This is a genomic window from Lysobacter capsici, from assembly GCF_014779555.2.
Classification (GTDB): Bacteria; Pseudomonadota; Gammaproteobacteria; order Xanthomonadales; family Xanthomonadaceae; genus Lysobacter; species Lysobacter capsici.
The window spans coordinates 2,357,646-2,370,134 of sequence record NZ_CP094357.1 but is presented as its reverse complement, the minus strand read 5'-3'; the positions used below and the strand labels follow the sequence as shown (position 1 = coordinate 2,370,134).

Below are 12,489 nucleotides of genomic sequence, written 5' to 3'. Positions count from 1 at the left end.
CCTCGCCGTTGAAGGCTGGGTTCGCGTGGACCGTTTCGTCGCCGATCAGGTCGAGGGCTTGTCCGCGTCGGCGCGCATTATAGGCCAGGCGGCGCGCAGATAGGCCAGCCCCGACCACAGGGTCAGCAGGGCCGCGGCGGCGAGCAGCCATTCGCCGATGGTGAACACCGGCAGGCCGAACGCGGGTTCCTGATACAGCAGGCAGACCAGCGCGACCATCTGCACGATGGTCTTGATCTTGCCGATCGAGGCGACCTTCACCGCCGCGCGCTGGCCCAGTTCGGCCATCCATTCGCGCAAGGCGGACACGGCGATCTCGCGGCCGACAATGACCGCCGCCCACAGGGTCATCCACACGGTCGGGTGTTTCTGCACGATCAGCAGCAGGGCGACGGCCACCATCAGCTTGTCGGCGACCGGGTCGAGGAAGGCGCCGAACGCCGAATACTGGTTGTAGCGGCGGGCGATCCAGCCGTCGAGCCAGTCGGTGACCGAGGCGAAGGCGAAGATGAACGCGGCGGCGAAGTTGGTCCAGGGGTAATCGAGGAAGAACACCACCACCAGCACCGGGATCAGGACGATCCGCGCCAGGGTCAGCATGGTGGGTATGGTCAACTTCATCCTTCACTCCGCTTGCGATCGGGCGCCGTTTCGGCGGCGCCGGCTGGGCCGTTGCCGGCTTTCTTGCTGCCCGCGGCCACGGCCTTGGGAAGGGTACTCGGTGCGACGGACGGCTCGGCCGGCGCATCCAGCCCGTGCAGGGCGGCGTAGATGCGCTCGGCCAGGGCCGCGTTGACGCCCTCGACCCGGGAGATTTCCTCGATCCCGGCGGCCTTGAGGCCGCCCAGACCGCCGAAATGCTTCAACAGACTAGCGCGTCGACGCGGGCCGATGCCCGGAATATCTTCCAGCCTACTGCTGTTGCGCGTCTTCTGACGACGCCCCCGATGGCCGGTAATGGCGAAACGGTGCGCCTCGTCGCGAACCTGCTGGACCAATTGCAGCGCCGGCGACTGCGCGCCGGGGCGCTCGACCCGGCCGTCGGGCAGCAGCAGTTCCTCGTCGCCGGGGCGCCGGGCCGGGCCCTTGGCGACGCCGACCAGGATCAGCCCCTCGACCCCGAGCTCGGCCAGCGCCGCGCGCGCCTGGGCCACCTGCCCCGCGCCGCCGTCGATCAGCAGGATGTCGGGCATGACCCCGTTCTCCTCGACCGCGCGGCGGAAGCGGCGCGCGATCGCCTGGTTCATCGCGGCGTAGTCGTCGCCCTCGGTGATCCCGGTGATGTTGTAGCGGCGGTACTGGCCGCGCACCGGGCCTTCGGCATCGAACACCACGCACGAAGCCACGGTGGCCTCGCCCATGGTGTGGCTGATGTCGAAGCACTCGATGCGTTGCGGCAGCGCCGGCATGCGCAGCAGATCGCGCAGCGACTCGGCGCGCGCCAGCTGCGCGGCGTGGCTGGTCAGCTCGGTGCCGAGCGAGAGTTCGGCGTTGCGTCGCGCCATGTCGACGTAACCGGCGCGTTCGCCGCGCACGTTGCTCTTGATCTGCACGCGGCGTTCGCCCGAAGCCGAGAACGCCTGCTCGAACAGCTCGCGATCGGGCAGATCGCGGTCGAGCACGATCTCGCGCGGCGGGGTCTGTTCGCCGTAGTACTGCGAAATGAAGGCGGTCAGCACTTCCTCGGGGCTGTCGCTGCCGTTGGTCTTCGGGAAGAACGCGCGGGTGCCCAGGTTGCGGCCGTCGCGGAACGCCAGCAGCAGCACGCAAGCCGACACGCCCTGCATCGCCACCGCGAGCACGTCCAGGTCGGCGGCGCGGCCGTCGACGTACTGGCGCGCCTGCAGGGTGCGAATGCCGGTGATCAGGTCGCGCAGGCGCGCGGCGTCCTCGAAATCCAGGCGCGCGCTGGCCGCTTCCATGTCGCGGCCGAGTTCGTCGGTGAGCTCGTCGCTGCGGCCGTCGAGCAGCAGGCCGGCGCGGCGCACGCTCTCGGCGTAGTCGCGCGCCGGCACCAGGCCCACGCACGGCGCGCTGCAGCGACCGATCTGGTGCTGCAGGCACGGCCGCGAGCGGTTGCGGAACACGCTGTCCTCGCAGCTGCGCAGGCGGAACAGCTTGTGCATGAGGTTGAGCGTGTCGCGCACCGCGCCGACGCTGGCGTAGGGGCCGAAGTAACGGCCCGGCACCGCGCGCGGGCCGCGGTGCATGGCGATGCGCGGCCAGGCCTCGCTGGTCATCAGCACGTAGGGATAGCTCTTGTCGTCGCGCAGCAGCACGTTGTAGCGCGGCTTGAGCGACTTGATCAGCTGGTTTTCCAGGATCAGCGCTTCGGCCTCGGTGCGGGTGACCGTGACTTCCATGCGCACGGTCTGCGACAGCATCGACATGATCCGCGCCGACTTGGGCGTGGCGTTGAAATAGCTCGACACCCGGTTGCGCAGCGCGCCGGCCTTGCCCACGTACAGGGCGTTGTCGTCGGCGCCGATCATGCGGTAGACGCCCGGCGCGGTGCTGAGCTTCTTGACGAAGGCCTTGCCGTCGAACGGCGCGGGCGTGGGCGCGGCGGCGGTCATGCGCGCGGGCCTCCCATGCGCCGCGGATGCACCGGGGCGACGACGGAATCAGGTGGGCGGGCTGGCGAAAGGGCGGGCGTCGCGGTCACGGGCATCGGTCGGCTGGGCGGCTCTCGGCCCGGAGGCCGGCGAAATGGAGGGACCAGGCTTGAATTGGGCTGATTATGCGCGAGCGCAAGGCTTGCGGCCGGGATCGGGGGCCGAATGCGGCGTAAAACCCGCGAAGCCGGCCGATAACGCGTTGCTACGGTAGCTCCCTGTAGGAGCGACGTGGGCCGCGACTGCGCTGTGTCCGGTCGCGCCGAACGTTGCGCCGCGGTGTGTGATGTCGCGGTCGCAGCTTGCGCAGCTCCTACAGTCGGATTCCGATTGTGCGTAGCGATCCGGCATCGCGCTGTGCAGCGGCACCCTGTAGGAGCGGCGCGAGCCGCGACCACGCTGTGTCCGGTCGCGCCGAACGTTGCGCCGTGGCGTGCGGTGGCGCGGTCGAAGCTTACGCAGCTCCTACAGTCGGATTCCGGCTGTGCGAAGCGATCCGATATCCGTCTGTACGTCGACCCCTGTAGGAGCGGCGTGAGCCGCGACTGCGCTGTGTCCGATCGCGCCGAAGTTTGCGCCGCGGCGTGCGGTGGCTCGGTCGCAGCTTGCGCAGCTCCTACAGTCGGATTCCGGCTGTGCGAAGCGATCCGATGTCGATCTGTACGTCGACCCCTGTAGGAGCGGCGTGAGCCGCGACTGCGCTGTGTCCGGTCGCGCCGAACGTTGCGCCGCGGTGTGTGATGTCGCGGTCGCAGCTTACGCAGCTCCTACAGTCGGATTCCGGTTGTGCGAAGCGATCCGGCATCGCGCTGTACGGCGGCACCCTGTAGGAGCGCCGCGAGCCGCGACCGCGCTGTGTCCGGTCGCGCCGAACGTTGCGCCGCGGTATGTGGTGGCGCGGTCGCAGCTTGCGCAGCTCCTACAGTCGGATTCCGATTGTGCGAAGCGATCCGGCATCGCGCTGTGCAGCGGCCCCCTGTAGGAGCGGCGCGAGCCGCGACCGCGCTGTGTCCGATCGCGCCGAAAGCTGCGCCGCTGCATGTGGTGGCGCGGTCGCAGCTTGCGCAGCTCCTACAGTCGGGCGCCGAACCCACGCAGCGATCCGGCAACGCCCTACCCGCGCAACCCCAGTTCCTCGCGCAAGCGCGCGATCGCCCCATCCGCCGCCCGATCGAGCAACTGGAACACATGCTCGAACTGGGCCGGTCCGCCGGTGTAGGGATCGGGCACTTCGCCGTCGGTGACGGTATTGCACCAATCCAGCAGCAGGGCGCTGCGCGCGCGGGCGCCCTTCGGCGCACGCGCGCGCACGTCGCGCAGGTTGGCCTTGTCGGCGCACAGCAGCCAGTCGAAATCGCGGTAATCCGACGCGGCCAGCTGGCGCGCGCGCAGGCCGGAAATATCCACGCCGTGTTCGGCCGCGTTGGCGATCGCGCGCCGGTCCGGCGGATCGCCGACATGCCAGTCGCCGGTGCCGGCCGAGTCGAGTTCGATCCGACCGGCCAGCGAGGAAGCCTCGATGCGCGCGCGCAGCACACCCTCGGCGACCGGCGAACGACAGATGTTGCCCAGACAGACCACGAGCAGGCGCATGGCTCAGGCGCCCTCGCCGCTCGCCGGCGCTTCGCCTTGGCGCGTCTGCGCCAGATACGCTTCGGCGCGGACCAAGTCCTCGGGCGTGTCGACGCCGGGCGGGAACGGCTCGGGCGTGATCCCGACCGCGATGCGATAACCGGCCTCGAGCGCGCGCAGTTGTTCCAGCGATTCGATCTGCTCCAGCCGGCCCGGGCGCAGCTTGGCGAACTTGCGCAGGAACCCGGCGCGATAACCGTAGATGCCGATATGCCGCAGCCATTCGTCGCCGCCGGGCATGCGCTCGCGGTCCTTGGCGAAGGCGTCGCGCGGCCACGGAATCGGCGCGCGGCTGAAATACAGCGCATCGCCGTTGCCGGCGCGCACCAGCTTGACCGCGTTGGGATCGAACAACACCTCGACCTGCGTGATCGGCACGGCCAGGGTCGACATCTCCGCGCCGCTGTCGCGCAGGGTCTGCGCGGTGGCGACGATGCCGGCGGCCGGCGCGAACGGTTCGTCGCCTTGCAGATTCACCACCACGGTGTCGTCGCGCCAACCGGCCAGGTCGGCGCATTCGGCGAGGCGGTCGGTGCCGGAGGCGTGGTCGGGCGAGGTCATCGCGACCTGCACGCCGCTGTCCTTGAGCGCCTGGGCGATGCGTTCGTCGTCGGCCGCGACCCAGACCTCGCGCGCACCGGCCGCGAGCGCGCGGCGCGCGACGTGCAGCACCAGCGGTTCGCCGCCGATTTCGCGCAGGGGCTTGCCGGGAAGACGCGAGGCGGCGTAGCGGGCGGGGATGGCGACGACGAAATCCTGGCTCATGGTTGGGCTCCGAAACAGGTGATGCGGGTGCGGATTTGGTGAGGACGACGGCTTGCGCGGCGGACGCGGTGGGTGCGGGTTCGCGGTCGCGGCTCGCGCCGCTCCTACAATCGCTCCCTGTACGAGCGGCGCGAGCCGCGACCGCGTCACTACGACTACGACGCCAGCGACTCAGCGCTTGGCGAACGCCTGCAATTTATCCAGCAACGACACCCAGAACGCTTCCGGCAACTCCGCGCGCACCGGCACGCTGTAATACGACTCCGAGGCGAACGCGCCCTCGCCGGTCAGCGGGATCTTGACCGCGTCCTTCTCGGTCATCAGCACCGGCAATTTGCTGCCGAAGGCGAAATCGGCCTCGCTGTAGCGGTGATGATCGGGAAAGGCGTGCGGCACGATCGCGATGCCCAGGCCGCGCAGCATGGCGAAATAACGCTCGGGATCGCCGATGCCGGCGACCGCGTGCACCCGCTGGCCGACGAAGGCTTCGAGCTTGAGCGCGCGCGCGCCGACCAGCGGCAGTGCCTGATCGGCGACCAGGCGCATCGGCCACTCGCCGAAACCGCTGCTCGCGGCGGGATCGCCGGACGCGGCCTGCGGCATGTTGACCACGCGGAAATCGCAATCGGCGGCGCGCTCGGGCGGCTCGCGCAGCGGACCGGCCGGCAGCAGCTGGCCGTTGCCGTAACGGCGGCGGCCGTCGACCACTTCGATCTCGATGTCGCGCGCCAGCCGGTAATGCTGCAAGCCGTCGTCGCAGATGACGATGTCGCAGCCGGCCTCGGCCAGCGCCTTGGCCGCGGCGGCGCGATCTCGGTCGGCGCGCAGCTTGACCCCGGTGCGGCGCGCCATCAGCACCGGTTCGTCGCCGCCGACACGCGGATCGGTATCGCGATCGACCCACAGCGGCGTGGCGATGTCGTCGCGGCCGTAGCCGCGGCTGGCGACGCCGGGGGTCCAGCCTTCCTGCTTGAGCCGCTGCACCAGGGCGATGGTCAACGGGGTCTTGCCGGCGCCGCCGACGGTGATGTTGCCGACCACGATCACCGGCACGCCGGGATGGCGGCGGCGCTTGAGGCCCTTGCGGTAGAGCGCGCGGCGAAACGAGGTGACCGCGGCGTATACGCCCGACAACAGCCGCGCATGCATCGGCACCGCGCTGTCGTCGTACCAGTACGCCGGCACGCCGCCGCGACGATCGGGCGCGCCGCTCATCGCGCGCTCCCGCGATCGCGCCGGCCTTGCATCGGGCCGCGGCCGATCATCGCCGCGATCGCGATCGCCTGCATCGCAGCGCTCACTCGGCGTCCCGGAACTGCATGCGGTGCAGGTGCGCGTACAGGCCGCCCTGCGCCAGCAGTTCGGCATGCGAACCGCGCTCGACGATGCGGCCCTGATCCAGCACCAGCACCTGATCGGCGTGTTCGATGGTCGACAGACGATGCGCGATCACCAAGGTGGTACGGTCGGGCATCAGCCGTTCCAGCGCGTCCTGCACCAGGCGTTCGGATTCGGTATCCAGCGCCGCGGTGGCTTCGTCGAGAATCAGGATCGGCGCGTCCTTGAGCATCGCGCGCGCGATCGCCAGGCGTTGACGCTGGCCGCCGGAGAGCTTGCCGCCCTTGGCGCCGATCGAAGTGTCGACGCCTTCGGGCAGGCGTTCGATGAACTCGGCCGCGTTGGCGCCGCGCACCGCGTTGTCGAGCGCGGCGGCGTCGGCCTGCTGCATTTCGCCGTAGGCGACGTTGGCCGCGACGGTGCCGTCGAACAGCATCACCTGCTGGCCGACCAGGGCGATCTGGCGGCGCAGGTCGAGCAGCTTGTACTCGTCGAGCGGATGGCCGTCGAGCAGGATCTGTCCGGACTCGGGATCGTAGAAGCGCGGAATAAGCTTGATCAGGGTCGACTTGCCGCTGCCGGAGCGGCCGATGATCGCGGTGACCGTGCCGGGCCGCGCGGTGAAGCTGATGTTCGACAAGGCCGGCAAGGCCTGTCCTGGATAACGCGCGGTGACGTCGCGGAATTCGATCAGGCCCTGGCTGCGCGCGAGTTCGCGCGTGCCGGTGTCGGGCTCCTCGACCGCATCGAGCACTTCGAACAAGCGCTCGGCCGAGGCCACGCCGCGCTGAAGCATGTTCTGCACGTTGGTGAGCTGACGCAGGTTCGGGATGATCGCCATCATCGACACCATCAGCACTACGAAACCGCCGGCGTCCAGACGGCCGTTGAAGGCCTCGTAGCCGGCGACGAACAGCAGCAGCGCCAGACCGACCGAACCCATCAACTGCACCATCGCCGAGGCGATGCTGCGGGTGGATTCGACCTTGAGGCTGAGCTTGAGGTAGTTGTCGGCGATCTCGCGATAACGGCCCAGTTCGGAGGTCTGCGCGCCGTAGACCTTCACTTCCTGCTGGTTCGACAGCGCCTGATCGGCGGCCAGCAGCAACTGCGCGCCGCTTTCCTGGATGCGATGGCTGATGCGGCGGTAACGGCGGCCGACCTTGTCCATCACCCAGGCCAGCGGCGGCGCCATGATCAGCACCGCGAACGTCACCTGCCAGCTGGTCCAAATCATCACCGCGAGCAAGGCGATCGCCTGGGTCGACTGCTGGACCATGACCTTGAGCGCATCGACCGAGGCCTGCGCGACCTGATCGCTGTCCGAGCCCAGCCGCACCAGCATCGACGGCACCGGTTCGGTATCGAAGCGCGCGCCCGGCAGGCGCAGGTACTTGCCGAGCACCTGCACGCGCAGATCGCGGGCGACGCCGCGCCCGGATTTGGCCATGTAGTAGTCGGTCACGTAACCGGCGATGCCGCGCAGCACGAACAGGCCGACGATCGCCAGCGGCAACCACACCGCGATCCGGGTGTTCTTGACGATGAAGGTCTGGTTGATGACCGGTTCCATCAACTTGGTGAAACCGGCGCCGGCGGCGGCTTCGATCAGCATGCCGATCACCGCCAGCCACAGCAGGTTGCGGTACGGCAGGGCGAATCGGAGCAGCCGGCGGTAGGTCTGCCAGGGCGAGGCGGTTGCGCTCGCGCTCACCGCGCCGGCCCCGCCGCGGGCTTGCCGCCGCCGCTGGCGTTACTGGCGCCGCCGGTGTTCTGCGGCGGCGCGGTCGCGCTCATGATCTTGCGGAAACCCAACTGGCCGAGCGCGTCGTAGACGGTGACCACGGCCTGATACGGCGTGCGCGCATCGGCGCGCAGCATCACGCTGCGGTCGCGGTCGCTGCCGGCGACTTCGGCGATGGTGGCCTTGAGCGATTCCAGATCGTCGCGCAGGACCTCGCGGTCGCCGACGAAATAGCGGCCTTCGGCGTTGACCAGCACGATCAGCGCCTTGCTCGCGTCACCCGACGGTTCGCCGGTGGCGCGCGGCAACTCGAGCTTGAGCACCGAGCGCGCGTCGAAGGTCGCGGTGACCACGAAGAAGATGATCAGCACCAGGATCACGTCGATCAACGGAACCAGGTTGATCTCGGGCTCATCGTCGGCGCGATGGTCGCGGATACGCATCGAGCGCGCCTCAGCCGGCCTGACCGGCCAGCCGCACCGGCGCGCGCGCCGCTTCGGCCTGGCGCGCTTCGGCGGTGCCCGGGGTCAACACGTCGATCAGGGCGATGGCCTCGTGCTCCATCGCGACGATGTATTCGGAGATGCGGCCGCGGAACCAACGGTGCGCCATCAGCGCCGGAATCGCCACGATCATGCCGGTCGCGGTGCACACCAGCGCCTTGCCGATGCCGCCGGCGAGCTGGTTGACGTCGCCGATGCCGTGGTCGTTGATGACCATGAACATCTGGATCATGCCGACCACGGTGCCGAACAGGCCCAGCAAGGGACCGGCGGCGGCGATGGTGCCGAGCGTGTTCAGGTAACGCTCCATGCGGTGGACCAGATGCCGGCCCACGTCCTCGATGCGTTCGCGGATTTCCTCGCGCGGGCGGTTGCGCACGTCCAGCGCGGCGGCCAGCAGCGCGCCCAGCGGCGCGGTCGCGCGCAGGGACTCGATATGCGCCGGGTCGAGCTTTCCGGTCGCCGCCCAGGCCCGCACTTCCTGGCCCAGTTGCGGCGGCAATACGGCGCGCCGGCGCAGGGTCCACAGCCGCTCGATGATGATCGCCAGCGCCAGCGCCGACAGGATCAACAACGGAATCATCGGCCAACCGCCGGCCTTGACCAGTTCCAGCACTCGCGAACCTCCGGCCTGTGGCCGACTTCAATCCGGCCGATAGGATAGCCCAGGGTCCGTGCGCCGGGTCGCATCCCACAGACGCGGGTGTGCCTGGCGTCGCGTTTCGACCGTGGTGCCGCCGGCGCGCAGGCCGACCCGCAGCGCGCCATCGGCCGCGGTGTCGCGGGTTTGCGCGCCGGCGCGGGCCCAGCGTTCGAGCACGTCCGCGCGCGGATGGCCGAAACGGTTGCCGTGGCCGCTGGAGACCAGCGCATGGCGGGCGCCGGTGGCCTGGACGAAGGCCGGATCGGACGAGCCGCCGCTGCCGTGATGGCCCACCAGCACCACGTCGGCGCGCAAGTCGTCCTCGGCCGAAACCGCGGCGCGGCGGACCAGATCGCGTTCGATCACCTCGCCGATGTCGCCGGTCAGCAGCGCCGAACCATGGCGGCTGTCGATCCGCAGCACGCAGCTCGACTCGTTGCCCAGGTAAGGGAAATGCCGCGGCGGATGCAGCCAGCGCAGGCGCACGCCGTCCCAGGTCCAACTGCGCCCGGCCTCGCAGGGCCGGGTCGCGATGTGTTGCAGCGCCTCGCCCTCGACCTCCGGCGGCGCCGACACCTCGCCGGCCGGAAACGCCCGCAACACCGCGGCCAGGCCGCCGGCGTGGTCGTTGTCGGCATGGCTGGCGACCGCGCGGTCGAGCCTGCGCACGCCCAGGGCATGCAAGGCCGGCACCACCGCGCGTTCGCCGGCGTCGAAGCCGTCGCGCACCGCCGGACCGGCGTCGAACAACAAAGCGTGATGCGCGGTACGCACCAGCACCGACAGCCCCTGCCCCACATCGACCACCACCAGCTCGGCCTCGCCGTGCGCGGGCAGATGGCGATCCGGCCACAGCAACGGCAACCACAGCAGCATGGCCAGCGCCTTGCCCGGCACGCCGCGCGGCAGCAGCAGCCAGAACGCGCCGATCAGGGCCAGCGGCAAAGCAAACCAGCGCGCTTCGGGCAGCCACCACAAGGCCAGGCCGCTGTCGGCCAGCGCTTCGAACCACGGCCAGCCCGGCTCGAAGCAGGCCGCGGCCCAGCGCCAGGCGAATTCGCCCGTGCCGGCATGCAATGCCTCCAGCCCGGTACCGATCAACGCCAGCGGCACCACCAGCAGGCTCCACCACGGCACCGCGACCAGGTTCGCGAACGGTCCCGCCAACGAGGCCTGACCGAACAGCAGCACGCCCAGCGGCAGCAATCCCAGGCTGGCGACGCCCTGCGCCGACACGAACGCGCGCAGCCGTTCGCGCCAACCGCGGGTGTCCGTTTGGTCCGGCAGGCACCACAGCAACCAGGCCACGCCGAGGAAACTCAGCCAGAACCCGGCCCCGAGCACCGCCAGCGGATCGGCGAGCAAGACCGCGATCGCCGCCAAGGCCAAGGCATCGAAGGCATGAAAGGGACGCCGCGACAGACGCAGCCCGGCGATCACCGCGATCATTAGCCAGGTGCGCACGGTCGGCAGGGCGAAGCCCACCGAAGCCGCATATAACAAGCCGCCAAGCATCGCCGCGACCGAAGCGGCGACCGCGGCCGGCAGACGCCGTCCCAACCCCGGCCACAGCCACCACAACCCGCGCACGAACAAGGCGAAAAACCCCGCCACCAGCCCGACGTGGAACCCCGAAATCGCGATCAGATGGGTCAGCCCGTTCGCGCGCAACACGCTCCAGTCGCGTTCGCCAAGCGCGCGGGTGTCGCCCAGCGCGAGTGCTCGCACGAAGCGCGAGGCATCCGAGCTCACCCGCGCGGCGATGCGATTGCTGATCGATTCGCGCCAGGCTTGCAGGCCACGGGCTTCGGCCAAGCGTTGGGCATTTTCAGGATCGCGCAGATAACCGGTCGCGCTGAGCCGCTGCATCAGCGCGTATTTTTCCGCATCCGGTCCGCCCGGATTGCGCAGGCCGCGCGGCGCGCGCACGCGGGCCACGAATCGCCAATGCTGACCGGCGGCGAGCACCTGCCGAGGCTCGATGCGTTCGTCGTACCAGGCCAGCCGCAGCAGACGCCCGCGCAGCGGCGGCGGTTGCGCGGCATCGTCGTCGACGCGGAATTCGAAACGGGTGCGGCGCGGCTCGTGCACCGGCAGTTCGACGATGCGGCCGGTCACGGCCACGTCGCGCTTTTCCCACTCCGGCGGCAGTTGCAGGCTGAGCGCATAGGCCGCGTGCAGACTGACCAGGGCGAAACCGAACCCGGCCGCGGCGAACGCGCGCCAACGCGGCGAGCGCCACCACATCAGCGCGGCCAGAATCAGAATCGGTAACGAAAGTCCCCACGGACACGCACGCGGCAAGGCCAGACCGGCACCGATGCCGGCCAACAAGGCGATCGCGATGAGTTTTCCGAAGGGCGGCGTCCTTGCCGCGTCGAGCATGTCTACACCTCGGCGGCGTCCAGTTGCCGCAGTTTGCCCTCGTGCAATTCCAGCACGCGGTCCAGGCGCCGCGCGAGGCGGCGGTCGTGGGTCACCAGCACCAGGCTGGTGCCCTGCTCGCGATTGAGCGCGAGCATCAGCTCGAACACGGTCGCGGCGGTTTTTTCGTCGAGATTGCCGGTGGGTTCGTCGCCGAGCACGCAGGCCGGGCGATTGATCAGCGCGCGCGCCACCGCGGCGCGCTGGCGCTCGCCGCCGGACAATTCGCCGGGCTTGTGGTGCAGCCGATGCCCCAGCCCGACCGATTCCAGCAACACGGTCGCGCGCTCGCGCGCCTCCGCCACCGACGGCGCCTGGAACATCTCATCGACCACCGAATGAAATATCGCCAGCGGTATATCCACGAAAAGGAAATGGGCCAGGCCGAACACCAGGCTGCCGCCCGAGAGCACTTGCCGCAGCTGCATCGAGCGTCCGCTCAACAGGATCGGCAGCATCACGTTTTCCAGCGCGGTGAACTCCGGCAGCAGATGGTGGAACTGATAGACGAAGCCCAGCGACTTGTTGCGCACGATGCCGCGCGCCCGGTTCGACAGCGCGCTCATGCGATGGCCGTCGACATAGACCTCGCCCCTGGTCGGCGTGTCCAGGCCGCCGAGCAAGTGCAGCAAGGTGCTTTTACCCGCGCCCGAAGCGCCGAGGATCGCCACGGTCTCGCCGCGCTTGACCGAGAAATCGAGCCCGTCGAACACCGGCGTGCGCAGCTTGCCTTCCGAATAGATCATGGTCAGGCCGGTGCAGCTCAACACCACATCGTCGGCGCCGTGACTGGCGGGATCGCGCTGTTCCATGTTCGATTTGTGA

8 protein-coding genes and 2 pseudogenes are annotated in these 12,489 nt (G+C 69.5%); all 10 read right to left on the bottom strand.

Annotation, left to right across the window (positions count from 1 at the left end; all coding sequences use genetic code 11):
- Positions 1-45: 45 nt before the first annotated feature.
- A complete protein-coding gene (pgsA, locus tag IEQ11_RS09905; protein WP_057921391.1) occupies positions 46-621 on the bottom strand; it encodes a CDP-diacylglycerol--glycerol-3-phosphate 3-phosphatidyltransferase in 576 nt (191 codons plus the stop codon).
- A 119-nt stretch (positions 622-740) separates the two neighbouring features.
- Positions 741-2,576, bottom strand: a pseudogene (uvrC, locus tag IEQ11_RS09900) (excinuclease ABC subunit UvrC); the annotation flags it as partial.
- 1,152 nt (positions 2,577-3,728) lie between these two features.
- Complete coding sequence (locus tag IEQ11_RS09895) at positions 3,729-4,208, bottom strand: low molecular weight protein-tyrosine-phosphatase (protein ID WP_046656339.1); 480 nt, start codon at positions 4,206-4,208, stop codon at positions 3,729-3,731.
- A 3-nt stretch (positions 4,209-4,211) separates the two neighbouring features.
- Positions 4,212-5,012 (bottom strand): 3-deoxy-manno-octulosonate cytidylyltransferase, encoded by an 801-nt coding sequence (kdsB, locus tag IEQ11_RS09890; RefSeq protein WP_036109623.1) that lies wholly within the window; start codon positions 5,010-5,012, stop codon positions 4,212-4,214.
- Positions 5,013-5,183: 171 nt separating this feature from the next.
- Positions 5,184-6,227, bottom strand: a complete 1,044-nt coding sequence (gene lpxK, locus IEQ11_RS09885; RefSeq protein WP_191820927.1) for a tetraacyldisaccharide 4'-kinase — start codon at positions 6,225-6,227, stop codon at positions 5,184-5,186.
- An 82-nt stretch (positions 6,228-6,309) separates the two neighbouring features.
- The gene (msbA, locus tag IEQ11_RS09880) at positions 6,310-8,064 is read right to left on the bottom strand and encodes a lipid A export permease/ATP-binding protein MsbA (protein WP_191820926.1); all 1,755 of its coding nucleotides are present in this window, start codon (positions 8,062-8,064) and stop codon (positions 6,310-6,312) included.
- Entirely contained in the window at positions 8,061-8,537 is a 477-nt protein-coding gene (locus IEQ11_RS09875) for an ExbD/TolR family protein (RefSeq protein WP_191820925.1), read from the bottom strand. Before IEQ11_RS09875 ends, msbA begins: the two co-directional genes overlap by 4 nt.
- Positions 8,538-8,547: 10 nt before the next feature.
- The gene (locus tag IEQ11_RS09870) at positions 8,548-9,213 is read right to left on the bottom strand and encodes a MotA/TolQ/ExbB proton channel family protein (protein ID WP_036109612.1); all 666 of its coding nucleotides are present in this window, start codon (positions 9,211-9,213) and stop codon (positions 8,548-8,550) included.
- Positions 9,214-9,240: 27 nt separating this feature from the next.
- The gene (locus IEQ11_RS09865; RefSeq protein ID WP_191820924.1) at positions 9,241-11,625 is read right to left on the bottom strand and encodes a DNA internalization-related competence protein ComEC/Rec2; all 2,385 of its coding nucleotides are present in this window, start codon (positions 11,623-11,625) and stop codon (positions 9,241-9,243) included.
- A 2-nt stretch (positions 11,626-11,627) separates the two neighbouring features.
- A pseudogene (locus IEQ11_RS09860) lies at positions 11,628-12,407 on the bottom strand (ATP-binding cassette domain-containing protein); the annotation flags it as partial.
- Positions 12,408-12,489 lie beyond the last annotated feature (82 nt).